The sequence below is a fragment of the Streptomyces sp. SID8374 genome, from assembly GCF_009865135.1.
Lineage (GTDB): Bacteria > Actinomycetota > Actinomycetes > Streptomycetales > Streptomycetaceae > Streptomyces.
In genome coordinates this window covers 2596008-2622506 of record NZ_WWGH01000001.1, presented here as the reverse complement: position 1 = coordinate 2622506, position 26499 = coordinate 2596008, and the positions used below count along the sequence as shown (strand labels likewise).

The window sequence follows — 26499 nt, the reverse complement described above, 5'->3', positions numbered from 1 at the left end:
AAGTGACATGCGCCACAAACCGCGCGTACTGTCCCGGTCCATGGCTTGGCGCAACGCCGTCAACGGCGTCCTTCAGCAGCTCACCGGATACCAGCTCAGGCGCGTGACGGTGCCCGCCGCCCGTACGGCCCCGGCCGAATCCCTCGCGGCCTCGACCCCCGCCCCGGCGCCCCCGAAGCCGGAGGCGAAGGAGGCCGCGGCCAAGAAGTCCCGGGCGAAGAAGCCCTCCTCGGCCTTCCCGGAGGACTACGACGACGAGGCCAGGGACATCATCCGGGCGGTCAAGCCGTACTCGATGACCTCACCGGAGCGGCTCAACGCCTTCATCCTCGCCACCCGGTACATCGCCCGGCACGACATCCCGGGTGACATCGTCGAGTGCGGGGTCTGGCGCGGCGGCTCCATGCAGGCCTGCGCCCGGACCCTGCTCTCCGTCGGGGAGACCGAGCGCGAGCTGTACCTCTTCGACACGTACGAGGGCATGACCCCGCCCACCGCCGAGGACCTGCGGCGCGACGGCCGCCCGGCGCAGGAACTGCTGGACGCCCAGGGCAAGGACCGGCCGATCTGGGCGGTCGCCTCGCTGGAGGACGTCCAGGCCGGGTTCGAGAACGTCCCGTACCCGAAGGAGCGCGTCCACTACGTGCGGGGGCGGGTCGAGGACACGGTCCCCGAGCAGGCGCCCGAGCAGATCGCGATCCTGCGCCTGGACACCGACTGGTACGCCTCCACCAAGCACGAGCTGGAGCACCTCTACTCCCGGCTGGTCAGCGGCGGTGTGCTGCTGATCGACGACTACGGCTACTGGCAGGGGTCGCGGCAGGCCGTCGACGAGTTCCTCGACAAGACCGGCGAGCGGCTGTTGCTGCTGCGCATGGACGAGGGCCGGATCGCCGTCAAGCCCTGATCCGCCGGACCTGACCCAAGCCCCGTGCCCCTCCCCGGTACGGGGCTCGGCCGCGTCACCGGCGCGCCCCCGTCTGCGTAACTCCGCCCCCTCCGCCCTCCCCTCCGCCTCCCTCCGTCACCCGAATGGCTCCCCTCGGGTGACCGGGCCCGGGGGCGCGGGTTGTACACCGTGGCCCCCTCATACCTCTTGATGGTCATCTCCCCGATGTCGTCCGCCCGGAAGGATCGTGCGCTGCGATGGCACCCCGTCTCACCGTCGTCGTCCCCCTCTACAACGTCGAGGAGTACCTCGGTGCCTGCTTGACCTCGCTCGCCGAACAGACCATGGCCGACCTGGAGGTCGTCCTCGTCGACGACGGCTCCACGGACAACGGGCCAGCCCTGGCACAGGAGTTCGCCGACCGCGACCCCCGCTTCCGGCTGATCCGGCAGGAGAACGCCGGGCTCGGCGCGGCCCGTAACGCCGGGGTCCGTGCGGCCGACCCGAAGGGCGAGTTCCTCACGTTCGTCGACAGCGACGACGTCGTGCCCCCCGGCGCGTACGCACGGATGCTCGCCGAACTCGACGGCTCCGGCTCCGACTTCGCGACCGGCAACGTGCTGCGACTGCGAGGGAACGGGGCGCTCGAACAGTCCCCGATGTTCCGCAAGCCGATGGAGAAGGCCCGCCCCGCCACCCATGTCACCCGGGACTGGATCCTGCTGGGCGACCGCATCGCCTGCAACAAGGTGTTCCGCCGCACCTTCTGGGACGAGCACGCCTTCGCCTTCCCGACGGGCGTGCTGTACGAGGACATCGCCGTCGTCCTGCCCGCCCACTTCCTGGCCCGCTCGGTCGACGTCGTCGAGGAGCCCGTCTACCACTGGCGCGACCGCGACGGGTCGATCACCACCCGCCGTGCCGTCCCCCAGGGCATCCGCGACCGGGTCACCGCCGTCACCGCCGTCAGCACCTTCCTCGCCGGCCGCCCCGACCTGGCCGAGGCCAAGCGGCGCTACGACGCGCACGCGCTCTCCGGCGACCTGTGGCTCTTCATCGAGGCCCTGCCGGACGGCGACGAGGAGTTCCACACGGCCTTCCTCGACCACGCGGGGGCCTTCGCCGCCACCGTCGCCCCCGAGGTCTTCGCCGGTCTGCCGCTGGATCTGCGGGTCAAGTGGCAGCTCATCCGGGAGCGCCGGATCGCCGAACTCCTCGCGCTGCTCGGCGAGGAGAAGAACGACCGGGACGCCTTCCACGTACGCGGCCTCCTCCGCCCCCGCGCCCACCACCCCGCCCTCCGCGACCCGCTGCCGGCCGCCGCCACCGCGCTCACCCCCGCCGACCTCCCCGTCCACGCCCACCTCACCGAGGCCGTGTGGCGGGACGGGCTGCTGAGGCTGACCGGGTACGCATACGTACGCAACGCCCCCGGCGGGCCGCCCCGGCTCGGCTGGCTGCGGGCCGGGAAGCGGCTCATCCCGCTGCGTCTGCGGCCGCGTCCCGGCGGCGGCGACGAGGCGACCGCCCGCTCCGGGCGCTCCCTGCACCGGTACGCACGCGCCGGGTTCGAGGCGGTCGTCGACCCGCGCGCGCTCGCCGCCAAGAGCAAGGGCAAGGGCAAGGCCGGGCGTACGACGTGGAAGCTGGAGTCCGCCCTGTTCGGCGCGGGCCGCCTCCGCCGGGGCCCGATGCGGCTCACCGGCACCCCGGCCCCGCCCGCCGCCCTGTACACCGACGAGCGGACCCGGGTCGTCCCCGTCCTCTCCGGCAACAAGCTGGAGCTGCGCACCGAACGGATCGCGGCCCTCCTGACCGGCCACTCCGCCGCCGACGACTCCCTCCACCTGGACGTGAAGGTCCTCGACGACGACGGGCCGGCCGCTCTGCGGCTGACCGAGTGGCGCACCAAGGACATCCAGGAGTTCGCCCTGCGCGGCTCCCTCGGGTCCCGTGCCGCCGAGATTCCGCTGACTGCGTTCCGTGGCAAGGACGAGGTCTGGGGCGTACAACTGGTCGGCGGCAAAGGCAAGTTGACCGTCGCCGCCCGGACCGACGGCGACGACGGCCGCTACCCGATCCCGGGCGGGCGCGAGCTGTACGTGGCTCCCAACCCGTCCGGTGACCTCGTCCTCACCGACCGGGCCGTGCAGCCCGTCGTGACTTCGGTGTCCTGGACCGAGGGCGGGGGGCTGGTCCTCGAAGGCGTCTTCCCGGAGCCGTCCGGCACCATCGGCGAGCTGGTGCTGCGGCACAGCGGCCACCACGAAGAGACCGTCATCGCTTGTGAGTTGGAGGAGAGCGGTAGCTTCCGGGCTGTCGTCCACCCAGCCGCCGTCGACGGCTCCGGCGGCCCGCTGCCGCTTGCCGAGGGGCGCTGGTACCTCTTCCTCCGCGAGCCGGGCGAGCGCGACCCCGATGCCTACCGGCCGCTCCGCCTGGCCACCCCGCTCCACGCCGACCTCCCCCTCCAGCAGGAGGCGGGCGGACGCCCCTTCACCCTCCAGCGCCGCCACCACGACCGGCTCGTCCTGGAGTCCGGCAGCGCCCTCCCGGTCACCGAGCAGGGACCGTACGGGCAGCGCATCCAGCGCGAGCGGTACGCCACCCTCCGCGCCGCCGACCGTGGCCAACTCCGCCCGGCCGCCCTCTACTCCAGCTTCGACGGCCGCCAGCACTCCGACTCGCCCCGCGCGATCCACCGCGAACTGGCCTCCCGCGCACCGGACATCGAACACCTCTGGACCGTCCGCGACCAGCAGGCCGCCGTGCCCGAGGGCGTCCGCGCCATCGCCCTGCACAGCGCCGAGTGGTACGAGGCGCTCGCCCGGAGCCGCTGGGTCGTCACCAACACCCACCTCCCGCAGTGGTTCGAGCGGGCCGAGGGCCAGTGCGTCGTCCAGACCTGGCACGGCACCCCCCTCAAGCGCATCGGCCGCGACCTCGCGGGCTCCCCGCACGCGGACGCCGCCTACATGGCCTCCATGGAGCACCGGTCCGCCCAGTGGAGCCTGCTCGTCTCCCCGAACAGCTTCTCCACCCCCGTCCTGCGCCGCGCCTTCGGCTACTCGGGCGAGGTGCTGGAGTGCGGCTACCCGCGCAACGACCTGCTGTACGCGCCCGACCGGGCCAAGGTCGCCACCGCCGTACGGGAGCGGCTCGCGATCCCCGGGGGGCGGCGGGTGATCCTGTACGCCCCCACCTGGCGCGAGGACCAGCCACGGCGGGCCAGGCGGTACGACCCCGATCTCCAACTCGACCTGGACCAGGCCCGCGAGGTCCTCGGCGATGACCACGTCCTCCTGGTCCGCCGCCACTACCTGGTCGGCGGCAGCGTCCCCGACACCGACTTCGTCCGGGACGTCTCGCGCCACCCGGACGTCGCCGAACTGCTGCTGATCAGCGATGTCCTGGTCACCGACTACTCCTCGATCATGTTCGACTTCGCGCAGACCGGCCGCCCGATGCTCTTCCACACCTACGACCTGGCGCACTACCGGGACACCCTGCGCGGCTTCTGCTTCGACTTCGAGCACCGGGCCCCCGGGCCCCTGATCCCCGACTCCGCCGGCGTCGTGGCCGCCCTGCGCGACCCGGAGGCCGCCGTCGCCGGGCACGGGGAGGCGTACGAGCGGTTCCGGGAGGCGTTCTGCGACCTCGACGACGGGAGCGCGGCAGCCCGGGTCGTCGACCGGATGCTCAAGGAGGGCCCGGGGGCCGAAGACGGGCCCGGGGGCGGGACCGAGAGCGAAACCCGGACCGAAGGCGGCTCGGGGGCCGAGGGGGCTCAGGCATGACCGACTTCAGCTGTGTGATCACCGGCGGCGGGGAGAACGGCGGCGGCGAAGGCCCGGGGGACGCCGACGCCCTGCGCGCCTCCGTCGCCTCCGTCCTCGGCCAGTCGCTGCGCGGGTCCGAGGCCGTCGTCGTCCTCGCCTCCGGCACCGACGCACTCATCCGTACCGCCGCCCGTACCCTCGCCGACTCCGCCCCCGACCGGGTCCGCCTGATCCACGCCGACCCGGCCGCCCGCACCACCGGCGCCCTGCGCAACGCGGGCCTCGACGCGGCGACCGGCCGGTACGTCCTCGTCCTCACCCCCGGCGAGCGCCTCCACCGCCACGCCTGCCGCAATCTCTGGCAGGCGGGCGAGCGCAGCCGCGCCGACCTGGTGGCCGGGCGGTGGAGCCGGACCGTGGGCGAGGGCGGCAAGGAGCAGGAGCCGCCGTGGCGGGACGAGCTGTACGCCCGCTCCCGTACCGTCGCCCGCTTCACCGACGCACCCCAACTCGTCGTCCGGGACGCCCTGGTGACCGGTTTCTGTCTGCGCCGCGAGGCCGCCCGGCGCCACGGGCTGCGGTACGAGGAGGATTTGGCGCACGGCGAGATCCTGTTCGGCCCGCTCGCCGCCGCGGCCGTCGGCCGGATCGCCCTGGTGCGGCGGCTCATCGTGACCGGCCGGGCCGTCCCGGACCGGGCCCGCGACCTCACCGCCCTGGTGGAGGCCCACCGCCGGGTCGCCAACACCCTGGACGCGCACGGGCTGCCGGAGCTGAGCGAGGAGCGGGAGCGGGCCTTCGTACGCGACCATCTGGTGCCGCTGGCCCGCTCCTTCCCCCGGCTCCCCGCCGCCCGCCGCACCCGGACCGCCGCCACGGCCGCCCGCGTCCTGACCGCCCCCGTACCGGACGGACTGCCGCCGCTGGAGCGGGTGGCGGCCACCCTGCTGGCCCGGGGCGACGCGGAGGGCGTCCTGACGGCGGCGTACGCGCTGAGCCGGCCCGCGACCGTCTGCGCCCCGGTCGTCACGGGCGAGGACGGGCGGGTGGAGTGGGACGACCGCTGTTCCGTGGACGTGACCGAACTCGGCCACCAGTACCGGGTGTTCGGTGAGGCCCGGCTGATGAACCGGCTCATCCGCTGCACCGCCGAGGAGGGCCGGCTGCTGCTGGAAGGCCGCCTCGTGCTGCCGCCGCACAGTGCCCCCGATGCCGCCTTCAGCGCCACCCTGGAGTTCCGGGCCCGGGGCGGGGCGCGCGCCGTCGCGTTCCCGGTGGACGACGTACGCCGCGACGGGAACGGGATCACTTGGGGGGCGCGCGCCGATGTCACCCGCCTCCTGCGCCCCGTCGGCGTCCGCGACACCGCCTGGGACGCGCGGCTGATCGTGGAGGCGGACGGAGATGACGGCCGCGTCCGGTCCGTCAGCGACCTGTTCGGCCCGCAGGACCTGGTGGGCGGCGGGGTCCGGTTCGCCGCCCGGCCCCGGCTCGGGCGCCTGGCCGGGGACACCTGGGAGCCCTACATCACCCTCAAGGACCACCTGGCCCTCCGCCTCACCGCCCGCCGCCGCCCGGCCCGGACCGCCCACCGCCTGGTGCGGTACGCCACCCACTTCCGCCCCGCCCGCCGGGCCAAGCTCCTCGTCCGCGCCCTGCGCAGGCGGCTGGACCGCTACCGCTCCCGGGGCTTCAAGGCGGCCGCCTACAACACCTGGCTCACCCGGCTCCCCGTCCGCCGGGGCTCCGTCGTCTTCGAGAGCCACATGGGCCGCTGCTACGGCGACAGCCCGCGCGCCCTCCACGAGGAGATCCGCCGCCAGGGGCTGAAGCTCCGCTCCACCTGGTCCTACGACACCTCCCCGGACGGCTTCCCGGCCGACGCCCGCCTCGTACGCCGCTGGTCCTGGCGGTACCTCTGGGCGCTGGCCCGCGCCGAGTTCTGGGTCGACAACCAGGGCTTCCCGCAACACCTGCGCAAGCCCGCCCGCACCACCTACCTCCAGACCTGGCACGGCTCCGCGTACAAGAGGATGGGCTTCGACGAGACCCGCGTACGCCTTCAGAACGCCCCCCAGCGCGAACGCCTCCAGCAGGCCGTCCACCGCTTCGACCACTTCCTCGTCCGCTCCGAGCACGACGTGGCCACCCTCGCCCGCGCCTACCGCCTCCCCGAGGAGCGGCTGCTGCGCACCGGCTACCCGCGCAACGACGCCCTGGTCGCGGAGCGCACCCGGGCCGAGACGGAAGGGCGGCTGCCACGGCCGCCGCTGGCCGGAGCGCTGGGGCTGGACGACCACAGGAAGGTGGTGCTGTACGCGCCGACGTTCCGGGGCGGCCCGGCGGCGGGCGGGAAGCAGACCAGGCGCCGACTCCTGCTGGACGTAAGGGAGTTCGCCGAACGGTTCGGGGACACGCACACCCTCCTCGTCCGGGCGCACTACCTGGAGGCGGCCCGGCTCCCCGTCTGCCCGCCCGGCACGGTGATCGACGTCTCGCGCCACCACGACGTCAGCGAACTCCTCACCCTGGCCGACGTCCTGGTCACCGACTACTCCTCGATCATGTTCGACTTCGCGCTGCTGGACCGGCCCGTCGTCCTGTACGCCCCCGACCTCGACACGTACGCCGCCGAGCGCGGCAGCTACTTCGACCTGCGGGAGAAGGCGCCGGGCCCGATGACCGAGACGCAGGAGGAACTCTTCGCCGAAATCGCGGAGTTGAAGAAGTCCGACATCCGGCACGCGTCCCACCGGGCCGCGTTCGCCGCGGAGTTCGGCACCTACGACCGGGGGGACGCGGCCCGCCAGGTCGTCGCCGCGGTGTTCTCCCGGCCGGGCGCCTCCCGTACCACCGACCACCACGACCGCCCGGGGGCCGGCCGATGAGCCGTGACATCTTCATCGTCTCCAACAGCACCGACGAACTCGGCGGTGTCACCGCCTGGATGCACCAGACCGCCCGCCTCTTCACCGGGCAGGGCCACCGCGTCCACACCGTCGGCATCCACGCATCCGACCGGAAGATGGCCCTGCCCGCCCAGCCCGGCCACCCCGTCACCGCCCTCTACCCGGCCCACCCGCCGACCCCCTGGACGCCCCAGGGCATCCGGGACCGCTTCCGCGTCCCCACCCGGCGCCGGGAGGCGGCCCGGGCCGAGGAGAAGCGGCGGGCGGTCGCGCACCTCTCCGAACTCTTCGCCACGGCCCGGCCCGGCGCGGTCGTCGTCGTCACCCAGGTCTGGGCGATGGAGTGGGTCGGGGAGGCCGACACCACCGGGCTGCGCACCATCGGGATGAGCCACGAGTCCTACGACTACTCCCGCGCGAGCCACCGCTACCGCTGGATCAAGAACCACTACAAGGACATCGACCACTGGCTCGTCCTCACCGAGGAGGACGCCGACCGGTGGGCGGGCGACGGCTTCGACAACGTCGGCTTCCTCCCCAACGCGCTGGCCCACCTGCCCCACGTGCCCTCCCCGCGCACCGCGAAGACCGTGGCCAGCATCGGCCGCCTCACCGACCAGAAGGGCATCGACCTGCTCCTGGACACCTGGTCCCTGGTCGCCCCGCAGCGGCCCGACTGGCGGCTGCGCGTGTACGGGACGGGCGAAAACGAGGCCGCGCTGAGGGCACAGTGCACCGGGCTCGGACTCGACGGGTCCGTGGAGTGGATGGGCCGCACGGACGACGTGGAGGCGGCCCTCGCGGAGGCCTCCGTCTTCGTCCAGTCCTCCCGGGGCGAGGGCTTCCCGCTGGCCCTCCTGGAGGCGATGGCGAACGGGGTGCCGTGTGCCGCGTTCGACTGCGCGCCCGGGGTCCGCGAGATCGTCCGGGACGGCGAGGACGGGCTCCTCGCCCCCGCCGGGGACACCGCCGCCCTCGCCGACCGGCTGCTCCGGCTGACCGGCAACCCCCGGCTGCGCGACGCGCTGGGCGACCGCGCCCGGTCCGGGGTCCAGCGGTTCTCCGAGCGGGAGGTGGCGCGGCGCTGGGAGGAGCTGTTCGCGTTCCTGGAGCGGTGAGAGTGTCGTTGACGGGGCCCCGGACCTGAGCGCGGGGCCCCGGTCGTTCAGCCCTGCGCCACCCGCGCCCCCGCCGGATGCTGCTGCGCCGGGACGACCGCCCGCCGGGCCGAGGGCGGCACGGGCAGCGGCAGCCCGTCCGTCTCGCCGAGGAAGACCCGCCGCACCGCCCGCTCGGCCGCGTTCCCGTCGTCGTACGGACAGAACCGGGCCCGGAACGCGGCCCGCAGCTGCGCCGAGCGCGAGCCCCGCCAGTGGTCCGTGGCGAAGATGCCGAACAGGTCGTCCTGGCTGCGCGCGACGACGCCGGGCGGGAACGCCGTGATGTCGAAGTAGGTCCCCCGGGCCGCCTCGTACGCCTCGATGTCATCCAGATGCAGGACCACCGGACGGTCCAGGTTGACGTAGTCGAACATCAGCGACGAGTAGTCCGTGATCAGCGCGTCCGAGGCGAGGGCCAGCGTCTCCAGGGACGGGTGACCGGTGACGTCGATGATCCGGGGATGCGTCGTACGCGTACGGCTGCCCCTGCCCGCGCCGCCGCCCCGCGTGCGCTGCGCGCGCTCCAGGATCACGAACTGCGGGCCCAGCACCCGGATCAGCTGCTCCAGATCCAGGGTGGGCCGCTGGACGCGCCGGTAGTCGCGGTGCGTGGGGGCGTGCAGGAGGGCCGTGGCGCCCGCCGGGATGCCGAGCGTCTCGCGGAGCCGGGCCACGTCGGCGGGGCCGGAGCGGTGGTAGACGTCGTTGCGCGGGGAGCCGTATTCGAGCGTCGTGTATCCGGACGGGTAGGCCCGCTCCCGTACGAGGGTGGAGTGCGGGTTGGCGGAGAGGGCGAAGTCCCACTTGTCGACGTCGCGCAGCAGCTGCTCGAAGTCGGTGGACCGGGCGGCGGCGGGCCGGTCCAGGAGGTCGGTGCCGATGGTCTTGAGGGGGGTGCCGCGGTGGGTCTGGAGGAGGACCTGGCCGCGCCGCTTGACCAGCCGCCGGTCGAAGGCGGTGTCGTTCACGAGGTACGTGGAGCGGGCGAGGGCGCTCCAGTACGCGTAGGAGCCCGGCGTGAGGGGGCGGGTGGCGGGCGGCACGGTGTGGGCGTCGAGGGGACGGCAGATCCAGGCGGTCCGCAGCCCCGGGACCAGCTCGCGCGCCTTCGCCTCGATCGCGGCCGGGCCGCCCGCGTACGCCCCGCCCCCGCCGGCGGCGAACACCGCTTCCCGGGGGCGCAGCGGCAGCCGCAGCTGGATGCGGTAGTGCGCCTGGAGCGCCGCGCCCCGCACCGCCCGGCGCAGGGCGGCCACGCCTCGCCGCAGCCCCTCGCCGATTTGCCGGGCCGCCGCCAGGGCCCGGTAGGTGCGGCGGGCGCCCAGGTGCAGCAGGCCGTGGCGGAGCAGGGCGCGGCGGGGGACCGGGGCGCCGGGGGTGGCGTAGCGGCGGCAGGAGGCGGTGGCCAGGCGGAAGAAGGCGGCGCGGCGGGGGTGCGGGAGCCGGTCCCGGGAGGCGTACACGGCACAGAAGTGGTCCAGCATCCGGCGGAACAGCACCGGCCGCCACACGGAGAGTTCGGGGCGCGCGTCGAGGAACGCGAAGACCCGGTCGTACTGCTCGAAGATGTCGAAGTGCTTCTCGCTGGTGGTGGAGAGGATGTTGCCGCGCCGCCGCTGCCGGTAGGAGACGCAGACCGCGTCCAGGACCGCGATCGACCCGGCGGACATCAGCACCGGGTAGGTCCAGGGGGTGTCCTCGTAGTAGCCGGGCGGGAAGGTGAACCCCTCGGCCTCGACGAACGCGCGGCGGTACGCCTTGTTCCAGACGACCATGAGGAGGTGCAGCAGCTCGGGGCGGTCGGCCAGCCGGAAGGAGGCGGGGCCGCGCTCGTCGAGGCGGTCCGCGAGGACGTTGCGGACGCTCCGGCCCGACCAGTACGTCCGCGCGTAGTCGTACATCAGGACATCGGGGTCGCCGGTCGCCCCGAGCCGGTCGGCGATCGCCTGGAGCGCCTCGGGGAGGAGGGTGTCGTCGCCGTCGAGGAAGATCAGGTAGTCGCCCGAGGCCCGCTCCATCCCGGCGTTGCGGGCCGGGCCGAGGCCGGAGTTGACGGGGAGGTGGAGCGCGGTGACGCGGGGGTCCCGGCGGGCGTACTCGTCGGCGATCGGGCCGCAGGCGTCCGGGGAGCAGTCGTCGACCACGACGACCTCGAAGTCCTTGAAGGACTGGCTCAGCACGGAATCCAGACACGCGTGCAGATACGCCTGGACCCGGAATGCGGGCACGATGACAGTGAACCGGGGCACTACACATCCATGGGTCGTTCGCGGGAACCAGGTGGCCCGCAAACGTCGGATGGAATGACAGGGTTACGCCGGACATGGCATTCGGGCGAAGTACGCGCCGAAGCGGCCCGGTTCCGGGGAACGGGGCCGCCTCGGGTTGACGTACGGCTGTGCGGTGGTGTCGTACGTATGGGCAGGTGTACGCGTTACGGGGTCACTTGACGGCCCCCGCCATGACGCCGGACACGAACTGCCGCTGGAAGGCGAAGAACACCGCCAGCGGGATCACCATCGACACGAAGGCGCCCGGCGCCAGCACGTCGATGTTGTTGCCGAACTGGCGTACCTGCTGCTGGAGCGCCACCGTGATCGGCGGTGAGTCGGAGCCCGCGAAGATCAGCGCCACCAGCATGTCGTTCCACACCCACAGGAACTGGAAGATCCCGAGCGAGGCGATCGCCGGACCGCCCAGCGGCATCACGACCCGGGTGAAGAGCCGGATCTCGCCCGCCCCGTCCAGCCGTGCGGCCTCCAGCAGCTCGCGCGGGATCTCCGCGAAGAAGTTCCGCAGCAGGAAGATCGCGAACGGCAGCCCGAAGGCCGTGTGGAAGAGGACCACCCCGAGCGTCGTCTCGAAGATCCCGATGGTGCCGAAGAGTTCGGAGACCGGGATCAGCGCGACCTGCACGGGGACCACCAGCAACCCGACGACCAGCAGGAACCACCAGTCGCGGCCGGGGAAGTCCATCCAGGCGAAGGCGTACCCGGCGAGCGAACCGATCACCACGACCAGGACGGTGGACGGCACGGTGATCATGATGGTGCTGACGAGCGAGCCGGTGATCGTCGAATTGTCCAGCAGGCGCTGGTAGTTGTCGAAGGTCAGCTCGGAGGGAGCGGTGAAGACCTTCCACCAGCCGGTGGCCGCGATGTTCTCGGGGCCGCGGAGCGAGGAGAGGAACAGGCCGATCGTCGGCATGATCCAGAACAGGGCGACCAGGATCAGGAAGACCCGCATCACCCCGCCGCCGAGGCGCGCCGCGATCCGGGCGCCGAGGGACTGCTCGGCCTTGAGCTTCGTGGGCGTACCCGTGGACGTGCTCGTGGGGGTGTTCGTAGGTGTACTCGGGGGTGTGCTCGTAGGCCTGCTCGGGGGTGTACTCATCGCCGCGCCTCCTTCCTCATCCGCCGGATGTTGAACAGCATCACCGGCAACACCAGCAGCAGCAGAAGCACCGCGATCGCGCTGCCGATGCCCAGGTCGGCGTCCGTGCCGAACGAGGACCGGTACAGCTGGAGGGCCAGGACGTTGGCGTCGTCCTGGGAGGAGCCCGGGGCGATGATGAAGACCAGGTCGAAGACCTTCAGCACGTTGATCATCAGCGTCACCAGCACCACCGCCAGGACCGGGGCCAGCATCGGTACGGTGATCCTTCGGAACACCTGCCACTCGTTGGCGCCGTCCACCCGGGCCGCCTCCAGGAGTTCGCGCGGCAGACCGGCCAGGCCGGCCGCGATCAGCACCATCGCGAACCCGGCCCACATCCACACGTAACTCCCGATGATCGCGGGGGTCACCAGGGACGGGCCGAGCCAGTCGACGCCGTTGTAGGGCTCGCGGAAGTTGTCGGCGGGCAGGCGCAGTTGGGCGCCGTCCGCCGACGCGGGCAGGGTGAACACCCCGTCGGCCCCGGCGGTCGCGGTGGCGACGACCTTGCCGTCCTTGACCGCCTCGACCTTCAGGCCCTTCAGACCCAGCTCCTCCGGGTCGACGACATTGGGCTTCCCGCCGCCGCCCCGGGTGAAGTCCAGCCAGGCCGTGCCGGTGATCTCGTCGCCGTCCGCCGCCGGGGCCGCCTTCGCCGGGCGGGCGTCGCCCGGCATCTTGCCCGGGGCCACGCCGACCAGCGGCACCTGGACGCTCTCCCCGGCCCGTACCGGCTCCTTGGAGACGAACGACCCGCCCTCACCCTTCTCCAGCGGGTGCACGGGCAGCGGGCGCGCCTTGGGGAAGCCGGCCGACTCGCTGAACGTGTCGTGCACGCCCACCGCCACGGCGTTGGCCACCCCGCGCTCGGGCGCCTGGTCGTAGACGAGGCGGAAGATGATGCCCGCCGCCAGCATCGAGATCGCCATCGGCATGAAGACGATCAGCTTGAACGCCGTGCCCCAGCGGATGCGTTCGGTGAGCACCGCGAAGATCAGGCCCAGCGCGGTGGCGACGGTCGGGGCGAACACCACCCAGATCGCGTTGTTCTTCACCGCGGTGAGGATCGTGTCGTCGGTGAACAGCGCCTTGTAGTTGTCGATCCCGGCGAAGCCCGTGCCCGCCTGGTCGAAGAACGACCGGTAGACCGAGTAGCCGATCGGGTAGAGCACCAGGGCGCCGAGCAGCACCAGCGCGGGCAGCAGGAACACCGCCGCGATGACGCGCCGGGTGCCGGTCACGCTCTTGCCTCCGGGCTTGGGCGATGAGGGGCGCGGGTCCGTGTCTGCGGAGGCGGAGGGCGCCGGTCCGGCGCCCTCCGCGTTCGTGGTGGCCACCGCGTCAGCTCTTGTACGCCTTGGCCGCTTCGGACTCCAGCTTCTGCTGGGCCCCCGCGATGTCCTTCGGGTTCTTCAGGAAGTCCTGGAGGATCTTCCACTCGCCCTTGCCGGGCGTCCCGCCGAACGACTGCGGGGCCTGGTCGGACATGTCGAAGCGGACGTCGTCACCGGCCGCGACGAGCGCCTCGGCCATCGTGCGCTGCACGTCGTTGGGGTACGCGGCCACGTCCAGGGACTTGTTCGGCGAGATGAACCCGCCCGCCTCGGCCCAGATCTTCGCCGCGTCCGCCGACGCCAGCCAGGTCAGCAGCGCCTGCGCGCCCTTGGAGTCCTTCAGCGCCACGGCCGCGTCGCCACCGGTCACCACGGGGGAGTCCGCGCCGACCGCCGGGAACGGGAAGACCTTGGCGTCCGTACCGATCTTCGCCTCGGTCTGCGCGATGTTGATCGAGACGAAGTCGCCCTCGAAGACCATGGCGCCCTTGGGCTGGTCGCCGCCGGTGAACGTCTGGGTCACCGAGGTCGGGAACTCCGTCTGGAGCGCCCCGTCCGCGCCGCCCGCGATCAGCTCCGGCTTGCCGAACAGCTCGGCCAGCGTGGTCAGCGCGTCCTTGACGGAGGGGTCGGTCCACGGGATCTCGTGCTTGGCCAGCTGGTCGTACTTCTCCGGGCCCGCCTGGGAGAGGTAGACGTTCTCGAACCAGTCGGTGAGCGTCCAGCCGTCGGCGCCCGCGACGGAGACCGGGGTGACACCGGAGGCGGAGATGGTCTCCGCGGTGGTGATGAAGTCCTTCCAGGTCTTCGGCTCACTCGCGCCCGCGTTGTCGAAGGCCGCCGCGTTGTACCAGATCAGGGACTTGTTGGCGGCCTTGAAGTACACGCCGTACTGGGTGCCGTCCACGGCCCCGAGGTCCTGCCAGACCTTGGCGTAGTTCTTCGTCAGCTGGGCCTTCGCCTCGTCGCCGACCGGTTTGGCCCACTTCTTGGCCACCGCCTGCTGAATGGCGCCGACCTGCGGGATCATCGCGACGTCCGGGGGCTGGCCGCCCGCGATCTTCGTACCGAGGAAGTTGACGATCGGGTCCTGGGCCGGGACGAAGGTGACCTTCGCGCCCGTGCGCTTCTCGAACTCGCCCAGCACCTTGGTGAAGTTGGCCTGCTCGGGTCCTGTCCAGACCGCGGCCACGGAGATGTTCTCCCCGTCCAGCTTCGGCAGGGTGACGGTGGAGGCGCTGTCCGCGCTCTTGTCCGTCCCGTCGCCCGACTTCTTCGACCCGCCGCCGTCCCCGCAGCCGGTCAGCGCCAGAGCGCCGACCGCCGTGAAGACGAGTGCGGCCCTGCGTATGGAAAGGGTTGTACGCATTCCTGCCCCGTCTCTTCCGTACGCGCCCGACCTCGTTGTCGTCGCCCGGGCTGCGTCGTCCGTGCGCACAGTCCTACGCCCGGTGCACGGGGCCCGCAATACCGCCGTCGGGGCCAACACGGTGATCGTGATGGCCTCGTGACGTGGCATCAGGCAATGCCGGGTAATGCGGCGGAATGAGGTGAGGAACGGGCGGGCAGGGACAGGAGTGCCAGGTCGGGCGTGCGGCTTCGGGCGGTGGGCGGCCGACGGGGTCAGGGCCTTGGCAGGCTCATCGCCTCACGTCGGGAACGGGGTCAGGTTCTTGTCGGGCCTGCGGCTTCACGTCGGGAACGGGTCGGAGCCTTGTCGGGCCTGCGGCTTCACGTCGGGAACGGGATCAGCGGGGGCAGTCGCTCGGCGTTCACCGAACGGGCCGCGCGCTCCAGGGCGCTGGCCAGCAGCGCCAGGTCCGTCGGCCCGTTGCCCAGCTCGCGGACCGGGCGGCGGGTCGGCGGATCGCCCATCCGCTCCCACTCCAGCGGCACGACGGTGGGCCGCAGCGTCGCCGTACGCGGGATGCGGCCCGTGACGCGGCCCCCCTGGAACGGGGTCACCCGGCCGTCCGGGTGCCCCAACCGCCCCCGGCCCGGGGCCGGTTCGTCCGGGGAGGGCGGCAGGACCGGCGCGTCCAGCACGATGCGCAGCCTCGCCCCCCGGGCCAGCTCGGTGTCCTCCGTGCGGTCCGGGCGCGCCGAGGTGGCCACCAGGTGCACCCCGAGCCGGCCGCCGTCCCGGGCCACGGCCTCCAGCGCCCGCACCACGGAACCGGCGGCGGGGCGGCCGGGGCTGCCGAGCCCCGGAGCGACCAGTGCGTCGAAGTCGTCGGCGAGCACGACCAGGCGCGGCAGGGGCGAGGGGCCCGGGTCCGACGTCCGGGCGGCGACCGGGCGCAGCCGCAGCGTGCCACTGGGCGGGGAGTCCAGGTCGCCCCGGCGCTCGGCGCCGCTCGGCGGGCGCTGGCCCACGACGCGCCGGGACTCCTCCTGCTGGGCCGCCTCCGCGTGCCGGGCGTGCCAGGCGGTGAAGTCCAGCGGGCCGAGCAGCTCGGCCCGGCGCTTCAGCTCGCCGCCCAGGGCCTGCGCGAACTCCCGCATCCGGACCGGGTCGGAGGCGACGAGGTGCGTGAAGACGTGCGGCAGCTCCGTACAGGGGAGCAGCCCCGGTGCCGAGCTGTCGCGCTCCTCGGGCTTCCCGCCGGCGCCGTCGACCAGCAGGATGCCGAGCCGGTCGGGCCGGGCGGCGGAGGCGAGGGAGGCGGCGATGGCGCGCAGCAGCTCGGTACGGCCGCTGCCGGCGGGGCCCTCGATGAGCAGGTGCGGCCCCTCGTCGGCGAGGTCGACGCTGAGGGCACCCCGCGGCCCGGCCCCGAGCACGAGCACGGGCCGCCCGGCGTGGGGGGCGTGCGGTGGGGGCACGGCCTGCGGTGTGTGGCCGAGCTGGGGTGCGTGGCCCACCTGGGCCTCACCGCCCTGTAGGCCGATGCGGGGGTACGGGGTCCGCTCGGAGCCTCGCCCCTCGGCGGAGGGGTAGGGAGTGCGGCCTGAATCCCGGCTGTCCGCGCCCGGGTACGGCGTCCGCCCGGAGCCTTGCCCCTCGGCCGACGGGTACGGCGTACGGCCCGAGTCCCGGCTGTCTCCGCCGGGGTACGGCGCACGTCCTGAGTCCCGGTTCTCCGCGCCCGGGTACGCCGTACGACCCGAGCCCCGGCCTTCCGCCGACGGGTACGCCGTACGCCCCGAGTCCCGGTCGCCCGCCGCCGGGTACGGCGTACGGCCCGAAGCAGGGGTGTCCTGGGAGCGGTGGCCGTCGGGGGTGGCCGTGCGCTGGGGGCCGACGCGGGGGCCCGTGCTCAGGGTGCGGCCCGAGCCGGGGGTCTCCAGGTCCGCCCGGGACGGTGGGACGGTGGCGGGCCGGGGGGCCGAGGCGCCCGGCTGGTGGTCCGCCGTGGAGGCCCAGCGGGCCATCAGCGACGCCGGGGTCGCCCGGGCCAGGCCCAGCTCGTCCAGCAGCCGGGCCGAGGGCGGCAGCGCCGCCGTCGTCGGGCGGCCCGCCAGCGCGGCCGAGCCCTCGTCGCGCAGGGGCGCCAGCGCCCGCCCGAACCGCTCGGCCCAGGCCGCCGAGACCGCGTCCACCGCCGCCACCGTGCCGTGGCCCGCCGCCTGACCGCCCGCCGTACGCAGCAGCCGCAACGCCGTCGCCACATCACCGCTCAGCATCGCGACCGCCCCGCACTCGCGGAAGGCGATGGAGGCCCGGCAGGCGGCGTCGTACGTCGCGGCCACCGGCGAGGTCGGCGAGGCCGCCGGGGTCTCGGCCAGGCAGATCAGGTGGATGCCCGCCGCCGCTCCCGCCCCGGCCAGCCGGGCCGTCGCCTCGCGCAGCGCCGCCGTACCGGGGTCGCCGTCCAGGACGACCACCGTGTGCGGCCCCTTGTGCGCGCGGGCCGCGTCGGCCACCTCGGTGCGGTCCAGGTTCGGCCAGCCGGGACCGAACGGACCCTCGTCGAGGCGGCGGACCAGCTCGGCCGTCCGGGCGGCCGCCTGCTCACGGTCGTACGCGAGGAGGAGCCGGCAGTCCTGCCCGTGCATCGGGCGCAGATGCGGCAGCCACCCCAGCCAGGACCACTCGCGCCGCCGCTCCTCCAGCGAGCGGGAGCGGTCCGTGGAGATGAGCACGATCTCCAGGTCGAAGGGGGAGTGCAGCGCGGCGAGCTGCGCCACCGTGGCGCGGGCCAGCCCCGCCAGCCGGGCGCGCGGCCCGGCGAGACCCAGCGAACCGGCCTCCCGAAGCCCCACCGTCACCGGCACCGACGGCACATCGGCCCGCTCGGTCGTCCCGAGCCGCACCACCAGCGCCTCCGGGTGCCCGTCGTGGCGCTCCCAGAGCCGGGGCCCGGGGCCCAGCGCGGTCAGCAGCACCGCCGCCGGGTCCGGCCAGGTGCCCTCGGGCGCGGACGGCACGGCGGAGAAGGGGGACTGGGGCGAGGTGGGGGAGGCGAGGTGGCCCCCGGCGTCGCCGAAGGAACCGGAGGAGGCGGAGGAGGCGGAGGAGGCGGAGGGCATGGCGTACGGGTCGGGGGCCGGGGACTCCGGGGCGTGGGCGTGACCGGACGGGGAGGCCCCCGACTCCGGCCAGGGGCCCCGGGCCGCCTGCTCGGGCCCCTGGGCCTGCCCGGTCTTCCCGCCGCCCTTGAGCCGCCGGGCCCAGGCACCTATGCCCCCACGCCGAGGCGTCTCGCCCGCACCGAAGGGCTCGCGGCCGCTCGGGCTCGCGCCCGCCGGGCCGAACGGCTCGTGCCCGCCCGGGAACTGCTCCCGGCCGCCATGGGTGCGCTGCTGCGCGGCCGTCCCGGGACCACCGGGACCGGGGCCCTCGGGCTCCTGGCCCTCGTGCCCCGTCGGCCCCTCGGACACCCCCGGCTCCGCGCGCGATCCGTAGGACGACGGGCCCCCGTACGCAGCGACCTGCCCGTGCGGGTCCGGCTCGGCGCGGCTCACCCGCAGGTGGCCCTCGCCGTCCGGGGCCGTCGGCAGTGTCACCGGGCGCGGGCCCGCCGTGAGCCGGAGGGCCGACTCGCCCAGCCGCAGCAGGGCACCGGGCGGGAAGCGGACGGGCCGGTCGCGGACCTCCGTACCGTCCAGAGAGGTGCCGTTCGTGGAGCCCAGGTCGGCGACCGAGACCCGGCCGTCCTCGGCGACCGTCACCGCGCAGTGCAGCCGGGACACGTCCGGGTCGTCCAGCGGGACGTCGGCCTCGGCGGAGCGGCCGATCCGGATCCGGCCGCCGTGCAGCAGATGGACCCCGCCCGCGTCCGGCCCGGCGACCACATGGAGCTGAGCCGGAACCGGGTCGTCCGTCGCCTCGTCCTCACCCGGGACCTGGAGCGAGAGCACCGCCCCGTCCACCAGCGGCGGCTCACCGAGGGCGATGCGCTGGGCGTCCAGCCGCTCCCGCCCGGCGAAGAGGACCACCGCCCCGCCGCCCTGGGAGCCCTCGGCGCCGGAAACGGCCTGGGCCAGGCCGGAGGCGACGGCGGCCAGCGCCGTCCCGGCGGGGGCGGTGACGAGCACGTCGCAGGCGCGCGCCGGGGTCTGGCCGCTGCGCGGCGCGAGGACGGTCAGCCGGATCTGCATCGCCGTCGGCGGTCCCTTCTGCGCGGGGTGCCCGGCAGGGGAAACGCCCTGTGATTCCCCCCGCCCGGCACGGACAGGTCGTCCGTACAGGTCTTCACGGACCCCGGGCTCCCGACCCGTCAGATCCGTGCTTGGAGGCATCCTCGCACCTGCCACTGACAACACGCCCGGCGGTCACCTTTAAATGATCTTGAATGGTCGGCTGTGGGCGCAAAAGTGCCTGCTTGCGTCCGGTTCCCGCCGCCCGGACCTCTGTGATCGGGGCCGCCCGCACCTGTCCGGGCAGGTGTGCGGCACTACTGTTCGACCCTCCGATTCCCGAGCGTCAACCGCACGTGGCAACCATCTGTCCGGTCTATGCGTCTTTCCCCGAAACGCGACCCTCGGAGCCCCTCCTCCACAGGCACCCCGCCCCCTTGTCCGGCGGCATTAGAGTGGGCCGGAACATCGGGCCGGAACACCCGGGGCGGGCCCGGGGGAACCGCAAGCACCACGATCAGCAGGGAGCGCATGACGTGCGGCCGGTAGGCAGCAAGTACCTCCTCGAGGAGCCGCTCGGACGCGGCGCCACGGGCACCGTCTGGCGAGCCCGCCAGCGGGAGACCGCGGGCGCCGAGGCAGCCGTCGCCGGTCAGCCCGGCGAGACCGTGGCGATCAAGGTCCTCAAGGAGGAGCTCGCCAACGACGCCGATGTCGTGATGCGGTTCCTGCGGGAGCGCTCGGTCCTGTTGCGGCTCACGCACCCCAACATCGTGCGCACCCGCGACCTGGTCGTCGAGGGTGATCTCCTCGCCCTGGTGATGGACCTGATCGACGGTCCCGACCTCCACCGCTACCTGCGCGCCAACGGCCCGCTCACCCCGGTCGCCGCCGCCCTGCTCACCGCGCAGATCGCCGACGCGCTCGCCGCCAGCCACGCCGACGGCGTCGTCCACCGCGACCTCAAGCCGGCCAACGTGCTGCTGGACGAGCGCGACGGCGGCATGACCCCGATGCTCACCGACTTCGGCATCGCGCGCCTCGCCGACTCCCCGGGGCTGACCCGGACGCACGAGTTCGTCGGCACCCCCGCCTATGTGGCCCCCGAGTCCGCCGAGGGCCGCCCGCAGACCTCCGCCGTGGACATCTACGGCGCGGGCATCCTGCTGTACGAGCTGGTCACCGGCCGCCCGCCGTTCGCCGGGGGCACCGCCCTCGAAGTCCTGCACCGGCACCTCAGCGAGGAGCCCCGCCGCCCCTCCACCGTCCCCGAGCCGCTCTGGACGGTCATAGAGCGCTGCCTGCGCAAGGACCCCGACCAGCGGCCCAGCGCCGAGAACCTGGCCCGTGGCCTGCGTACGGTCGCCTCGGGCATCGGCGTCCACGCGAACTCGGCGCAGATCGCCGCCGCCGACGGGGTGGGTGCCCTGCTCGCACCGGACCCGGCGCCCACCGCCGTCCCGGAGACGCCCGGCGCCGCCGACCCCACGCAGGTGCTGCCGAGCAACGCGGGCTCGTACGACCCGGCGGCCGCCACCAGCGTGCTCCCGCAGACCGGCGGGCCGGGCGGCCCCGGCTCCCACCAGGGCCACGCCGACCCGACCGCCGTCATGCCGCCCGTGCCGCAGCGCCCCGACGGGCCTCCGCAGCCGGACGGCCCGCACCCCTGGCAGTCGCAGCTCCAGGCGGCCCGCGACCGCAACGAGCAGACCCAGGTGCAGTATCTGGACCCGAGCCAGGACCCGCTGCGCCGCCGCCCCCAGCGCCAGGCGCCCCAGCAGCCTCCCCAGCGCCAGCAGCCGCCGCCGCAGCACCGGCAGCAGCCGCTCCAGCAGCAGTACCCGCAGCAGCAGCCCCAGCAGCACCAGCCGCAGCGCTACCAGGCCCCGCAGCAGCCCCAGCGCCAGCAGTACGCGCCCCCGCAGCCGCAGCAGCCCCAGCAGCCCGCCCCGCGTGAGCCGCGTCCGCCGAGGCAGCGCAGCGCCAACCCGATGCGCATCCCCGGTCTCGGCTGCCTCAAGGGCTGCCTGTTCACCGTGGTGCTGCTGGTCATCGCCGGCTGGCTCATCTGGGAGCTGACCCCGGTCCAGGACTGGGTCGCCCAGGGCAAGGGCTACTGGGAGGCGATCGGCGACGCGATCGGCAAGGTCACCGACTGGGTCTCCAAGCTCGGCGAGGCCACCGGCGACTCCGGGGGCACGGGCGGGGCCTGACGGCCCCCGGCTCTGTCCCTTTGTCGACTTCTCCGGGCCCAATCGGCCCGGAGAAGTGCAGGTTGGCGCCATCCTGGGCACGCACCACCCCGAACGCCGCGTAACTTTGTCGACCGGGGGTCCACCGCCAGCCGCTGAGGGAGCAGTCTTGGCACGGAATATCGGCAGCCGGTACACGGCCCACCAGATCCTGGGGCGCGGCAGCGCCGGCACGGTGTGGCTCGGCGAAGGGCCCGAGGGCCCGGTCGCCATCAAGCTGCTCCGTGAGGACCTCGCGTCCGACCAGGAGCTCGTGGGCCGCTTCGTACAGGAGCGCACCGCCCTGCTCGGACTCGACCACCCCCAGGTGGTCGCCGTCCGGGACCTCGTGGTGGACGGCAACGACCTCGCCCTGGTCATGACCCTCGTACGCGGCACCGACCTGCGCACCCGCCTGGACCGCGAACGCCGCCTCGCCCCCGAGGCCGCCGTCGCGATCATCGCGGACGTCGCCGACGGCCTGGCCGCCGCCCACAAGGCCGGAGTGGTCCACCGGGACGTCAAGCCGGAGAACATCCTCCTCGACATGGAGGGGCCCCTCGGCCCCGGCGGCTCCCACCCCGCCCTGCTCACCGACTTCGGCGTCGCCAAGCTCATCGACACCCCGCGCCGCACCAAGGCCACCAAGATCATCGGCACGCCGGACTACCTGGCCCCCGAGATCGTCGAGGGCCTCCCGCCGCGCGCCGCCGTCGACATCTACGCGCTGGCGACCGTGCTGTACGAGCTGCTCGCCGGGTTCACCCCCTTCGGCGGCGGCCACCCCGGCGCGGTCCTGCGCCGCCACGTCACCGAGACCGTCGTCCCGCTCCCCGGCATCCCCGAGGAGCTGTGGCAGCTCCTGGTCCAGTGCCTGGCCAAGGCCCCGGCCTCCCGGCTCCGCGCCTCCGAGCTGGCCGTACGCCTGAGGGACCTGCTCCCGCTCCTCGCCGGCATCCCGCCCCTGGACGTGGACGAGCCCGGCGGCGACGAGACGGAGCAGCAGCCACCGGCGTACGACGAGCAGCAGTACACGCCCTCCGCCGAGGAGCCGCGCCGCCGCGGGGCGGTCCCGCTGGTGCCCGGCTCGTCCCCGGACTCCAACCGGGACACCCACACGAGCATGCGCGTCCCCGCCCCCGACGAGCTGGCCGGCGGCCCGCTCGGCACCGCCCGCGCCCCGCGCGCCCCCGGAAAGCCGCGCCCCGGCTCCGCCCGTAACAAGGCGGCGGCCGTCCGCAAGCGCCGTATCACCCTGGGGGCGGCGGCCCTGCTGCTCTGCGCGGCCGTCGCGGTGGGCGGCTGGTTCGCCGCGGGCGGCGGCGACGGGGACCCGGCGGGGCCCCAGGACAGCGAGAACTCGGCGCCGGCGATCCCGTAGAAGGCCCGGGGGCGACCCCGTGAGCGGCCTTCAGGAAGCTCTTTCCCCGGACCGGTCCCCGGGGGAGGGCAAGCTTCATCCGCCATGCCGTTACGCTGGACCCGTGGCAGTCGTCGATATTTCCGAAGAGCTGAAGTCCCTCTCCTCGACCATGGGGTCGATCGAGGCCGTCCTGGACCTGGATGCGCTGAGGGCGGACATCGCCGCGCTCGAGGAGCAGGCAGCGGCACCGTCCCTCTGGGACGACCCGGACGCGGCCCAGAAGATCACCAGCAAGCTTTCGCACCTCCAGGCCGAGGTCCGCAAGACCGAGACCCTGCGCGGTCGCATCGACGACCTCGCGGTCCTCTTCGAGCTCGCCGAGGACGAGGGCGACGCCGAGGCGCTCGCCGAGGCCGAGGCCGAGCTGGAGTCGGTGCGCAAGGCGCTGGACGAGATGGAGGTCCGCACCCTCCTGTCCGGCGAGTACGACGCCCGCGAGGCGCTGGTGACCGTCCGCGCCGAGGCCGGTGGCGTGGACGCCGCCGACTTCGCGGAGAAGCTCCAGCGCATGTACCTCCGCTGGGCCGAGCGGCACAACTACAAGACCGAGGTCTACGAGACGGCGTACGCCGAAGAGGCCGGCATCAAGTCGACCACCTTCTCCGTCCAGGTCCCGTACGCCTACGGCACGCTCTCCGTGGAGCAGGGCACCCACCGCCTGGTCCGGATCTCGCCCTTCGACAACCAGGGCCGCCGCCAGACGTCCTTCGCGGGCGTCGAGGTGCTCCCGGTCGTGGAGCAGACCGACCACATCGAGATCGACGAGTCCGAGCTGCGCATCGACGTGTACCGCTCCTCGGGCCCCGGCGGACAGGGCGTCAACACGACGGACTCCGCGGTCCGGCTGACCCACCTGCCGACCGGCATCGTCGTCTCCTGCCAGAACGAGCGCTCGCAGATCCAGAACAAGGCGTCCGCGATGAACGTCCTCCAGGCCAAGCTCCTCGAGCGCCGCCGCCAGGAGGAGCAGGCCAAGATGAACGCGCTCAAGGGCGACGGCGGCAACTCCTGGGGCAACCAGATGCGTTCGTACGTCCTCCACCCGTACCAGATGGTCAAGGACCTGCGTACGGAGTTCGAGATGGGCAACCCCGAAGCGGTCTTCAACGGCGAGATCGACGGCTTCGTCGAGGCGGGCATCCGCTGGCGCAAGCAGCGCGAGAAGTAACCTCCGCCGTACGAGGGTTGGGCCCGGACAGGGAACTGTCCGGGCCCGTTCGCGTCGAGGTACCGCCGTGGCGAGTTGGGGGGAAACTGTGCCCGATGCGTCACAGTCGTGCTGTCGAATGGCCGTCAAGAACCCCTATAAGGTGCGTAGTGCACACAACGACCTTGACGGAATCCTTAACTCTGGCAAGGGTGCTGGAGCAGCATGCGTATGTCTGGGACGGGTGCGAACCGGGGGGCCGGCGGGGTGACCACGATACGAACGTGGCCTCGCCGTAGAGCGATCCCCGCAGGGCTGCCGTGGCCCGCATATGGCTGCTCCACTGACGAGATCAGCTACTGGGGGTAGCAACAGATGACGAAGAAGACGCGCGTTCGCGTCGCGCGGATAACCGCCGGCGCGATCATCGCCGCGGGTGCCTCGCTGACCGCCGCGGGTGCGGCGCAGGCACTGAACGGTCCCGAGGACCAGGTGACCACCCAGGACGAGAACACCGACGGTGGTCTCATCGGGGGCCTCATCGAGGGCAACACCAGCGGCGAGAACCCCATCGGCGGTGCTGACCAGGGTGGTACCTCCGAGGGTGGCGACCAGGGCGGTACGTCCGAGGGTGGCGACCAGGGTGGCACGTCGGAGGGCGGTGACCAGGGCGGTACCTCTGAGGGTGGCGACCAGGGTGGCACGTCGGAGGGCGGTGACCAGGGCGGTACCTCTGAGGGCGGTGACCAGGGTGGCACCTCCGAGGGTGGCGACCAGGGCGGCACGTCCGAGGGTGGCGACCAGGGTGGCACCTCCGAGGGTGGCGACCAGGGCGGCACCTCCGAGGGCGGCAACAACGGCGGCTCCGGTAACAACGGTGGCTCGGGCAACAACGGTGGCTCGGGCAACAACGGTGGCTCGGGCAACAACGGTGGCTCGGGCAACAACGGTGGCTCGGGCAACACGGGCGGCAGCAACGGCGGCTCCGGCAGCGACGGTGGTTCGGGCAACACCGGCGGCTCCGGCGGCGACGACGGCGGCACCGGCACGACCGGTACCACCGGCTCCACCACGGCCGGCTCCACCACGGCCGGCTCCACCACGGTCGGCTCCGGCACCTCCGGTTCCGCGACCGGTGGCGACGAGGCCTGCACCGTCGAGTCCGGCGTCGTCGAGTGCGCCGACAACACGGGCCCCAACAGCGTCGGCAACCAGCCGGTCGAGCAGAGCAAGGGCAAGGAAGAGCTCGCCGAGACCGGTGCGGCCGAGACCACCTTCCTGGTCATCGGTGCCGCGACGATGATCGCCGGCGGCATCGGCTTCCGCATCCTGCCGCGTCTGGTCGGCGGCGGCCGCACGGTCGCCTAGGACCCGCCGAGGATCGCGTACGGGGGCACCTGAGCCCCGTACACGGTCCGGCGACGCACGGAAGGGCCCGGGAGGCAGCACAACGCCTCCCGGGCCCTTCCTGCTGGCTTCGGGTGCTTCACGGGGCCCCAGGGGGCCGTACAGGGCGGGTCAGGCCGTTTGGTGGGCCAGCAGCGCGAGCGCCGCCAGCAGCACGACCATCAGCGCGATCAGCATGGCCGGATTCATCCCGGCCAGCGGACCCTGCTCCTGCTCCTCCAGCATCTGCTGCCGGACAGCACGGCAGACGCGGCAACGCCCCTCGCTCACGGGGGCCGCGCAGTTCGCGCACACCAGTCGGTCATAGGTCATGCGCATTCCTCCTCCCGCGCGGCGGAGCCGCTGACTGCTTCTCTCTCCGCACAACGCTCCGGGAAACGCAACCGTTCCCCCCACCACTGTGCCAGCTCCCGCCGTTTTCGGCGCGGCCCGCCGGACAAGGGAGGGTCCGACCCGATGCGTTCCGGGCGGCGATCCGCCATAAATCGCCCATTGCCGGACGCCGCCTGCACGCGTGAGCCCGGTTCGCGTATGGTCACGCTCACCTACTCCCGGCCGACCGTGGTGCATCCGTGATCCGATTCGACAACGTCTCCAAGACCTACCCGAAGCAGACCCGACCGGCTCTGCGCGATGTCTCGCTGGACATCGAGAAGGGTGAGTTCGTCTTCCTGGTGGGCTCCTCCGGCTCCGGCAAGTCGACCTTCATGCGGCTGATCCTGCGCGAGGAGCGCGCCAGCACGGGCATGGTCCATGTGCTCGGCAAGGACCTCGCGCGGCTCTCCAACTGGAAGGTGCCGCAGATGCGCCGCCAGCTGGGGACGGTCTTCCAGGACTTCCGCCTGCTGCCCAACAAGACCGTCGCGCAGAACGTGGCCTTCGCTCAGGAGGTCATCGGCAAGCCGCGCGGCGAGATCCGCAAGGCCGTGCCCCAGGTCCTCGACCTCGTCGGCCTCGGCGGCAAGGAGGAGCGGATGCCCGGTGAGCTCTCCGGTGGTGAGCAGCAGCGGGTGGCGATCGCCCGGGCCTTCGTCAACCGCCCGATGCTGCTGATCGCGGACGAGCCGACCGGCAACCTCGACCCGCAGACCTCCGTAGGCATCATGAAGCTGCTGGACCGGATCAACCGGACCGGCACCACCGTGATCATGGCGACCCACGACCAGAACATCGTCGACCAGATGCGCAAGCGCGTCATCGAGCTCGAACAGGGCCGTCTCGTCCGTGACCAGGCGCGCGGCGTCTACGGCTACCAGCACTGA

Annotated in this window: 15 protein-coding genes; 9 read left to right on the top strand and 6 right to left on the bottom strand. The window is 73.3% G+C overall.

Features of this window, described 5'->3' with window-relative positions; genetic code table 11:
* Positions 1-7: 7 nt before the first annotated feature.
* From GTY67_RS11575 to GTY67_RS11560, 4 genes are all read left to right on the top strand, one after another.
* Positions 8-907: a TylF/MycF/NovP-related O-methyltransferase gene (locus GTY67_RS11575; RefSeq protein WP_202461407.1), complete on the top strand. Its 900-nt coding sequence runs from the start codon at positions 8-10 to the stop codon at positions 905-907.
* 239 nt (positions 908-1146) lie between these two features.
* Positions 1147-4686 carry a bifunctional glycosyltransferase/CDP-glycerol:glycerophosphate glycerophosphotransferase gene (locus GTY67_RS11570; RefSeq protein ID WP_237502591.1) on the top strand — a complete coding sequence of 1180 codons (3540 nt, stop codon included), beginning with the start codon at positions 1147-1149 and terminating at the stop codon, positions 4684-4686.
* Complete coding sequence (locus GTY67_RS11565) at positions 4683-7556, top strand: CDP-glycerol glycerophosphotransferase family protein (protein ID WP_161278596.1); 2874 nt, start codon at positions 4683-4685, stop codon at positions 7554-7556. Before GTY67_RS11570 ends, GTY67_RS11565 begins: the two co-directional genes overlap by 4 nt.
* Positions 7553-8695, top strand: coding sequence for a glycosyltransferase (locus GTY67_RS11560; protein WP_093688839.1), 1143 nt, complete (start codon positions 7553-7555; stop codon positions 8693-8695). The genes GTY67_RS11565 and GTY67_RS11560 overlap by 4 nt, the downstream gene beginning before the upstream one ends.
* A 47-nt stretch (positions 8696-8742) precedes the next feature.
* On the opposite strand, the gene GTY67_RS11555 is transcribed toward GTY67_RS11560, so the two are convergent.
* The 5 genes from GTY67_RS11555 to GTY67_RS11535 form a co-directional block, all read right to left on the bottom strand.
* Complete coding sequence (locus tag GTY67_RS11555; RefSeq protein WP_161278595.1) at positions 8743-10986, bottom strand: bifunctional glycosyltransferase family 2 protein/CDP-glycerol:glycerophosphate glycerophosphotransferase; 2244 nt, start codon at positions 10984-10986, stop codon at positions 8743-8745.
* Positions 10987-11179: 193 nt separating this feature from the next.
* Positions 11180-12130 (bottom strand): carbohydrate ABC transporter permease, encoded by a 951-nt coding sequence (locus GTY67_RS11550; RefSeq protein ID WP_161278594.1) that lies wholly within the window; start codon positions 12128-12130, stop codon positions 11180-11182.
* Entirely contained in the window at positions 12127-13413 is a 1287-nt protein-coding gene (locus GTY67_RS11545) for a sugar ABC transporter permease (protein ID WP_161280041.1), read from the bottom strand. Before GTY67_RS11545 ends, GTY67_RS11550 begins: the two co-directional genes overlap by 4 nt.
* Before the next feature lie 100 nt (positions 13414-13513).
* A complete protein-coding gene (locus GTY67_RS11540; RefSeq protein WP_161278593.1) occupies positions 13514-14875 on the bottom strand; it encodes an ABC transporter substrate-binding protein in 1362 nt (453 codons plus the stop codon).
* A gap of 362 nt (positions 14876-15237) precedes the next feature.
* Entirely contained in the window at positions 15238-19050 is a 3813-nt protein-coding gene (locus tag GTY67_RS11535) for an FHA domain-containing protein (RefSeq protein ID WP_161278592.1), read from the bottom strand.
* A gap of 515 nt (positions 19051-19565) precedes the next feature.
* Between GTY67_RS11535 and GTY67_RS11530 the strand changes: the two genes are divergently transcribed.
* From GTY67_RS11530 to GTY67_RS11515, 4 genes are all read left to right on the top strand, one after another.
* The gene (locus GTY67_RS11530) at positions 19566-21242 is read left to right on the top strand and encodes a serine/threonine-protein kinase (protein WP_161278591.1); all 1677 of its coding nucleotides are present in this window, start codon (positions 19566-19568) and stop codon (positions 21240-21242) included.
* A 148-nt stretch (positions 21243-21390) separates the two neighbouring features.
* Positions 21391-22641, top strand: a complete 1251-nt coding sequence (locus GTY67_RS11525; RefSeq protein ID WP_161278590.1) for a serine/threonine-protein kinase — start codon at positions 21391-21393, stop codon at positions 22639-22641.
* Between the two features lie 103 nt (positions 22642-22744).
* On the top strand, positions 22745-23851 hold the full coding sequence (gene prfB / locus GTY67_RS11520) for a peptide chain release factor 2 (protein WP_076966341.1): 1107 nt from the start codon (positions 22745-22747) through the stop codon (positions 23849-23851).
* Between the two features lie 354 nt (positions 23852-24205).
* On the top strand, positions 24206-25198 hold the full coding sequence (locus GTY67_RS11515) for an LPXTG cell wall anchor domain-containing protein (RefSeq protein WP_161278589.1): 993 nt from the start codon (positions 24206-24208) through the stop codon (positions 25196-25198).
* 150 nt (positions 25199-25348) lie between these two features.
* On the opposite strand, the gene GTY67_RS11510 is transcribed toward GTY67_RS11515, so the two are convergent.
* Complete coding sequence (locus GTY67_RS11510; protein ID WP_093688945.1) at positions 25349-25549, bottom strand: hypothetical protein; 201 nt, start codon at positions 25547-25549, stop codon at positions 25349-25351.
* Between the two features lie 260 nt (positions 25550-25809).
* On the opposite strand from GTY67_RS11510, the gene ftsE reads away from it, so the two are divergent.
* Positions 25810-26499 carry a cell division ATP-binding protein FtsE gene (ftsE, locus tag GTY67_RS11505; RefSeq protein ID WP_018512316.1) on the top strand — a complete coding sequence of 230 codons (690 nt, stop codon included), beginning with the start codon at positions 25810-25812 and terminating at the stop codon, positions 26497-26499.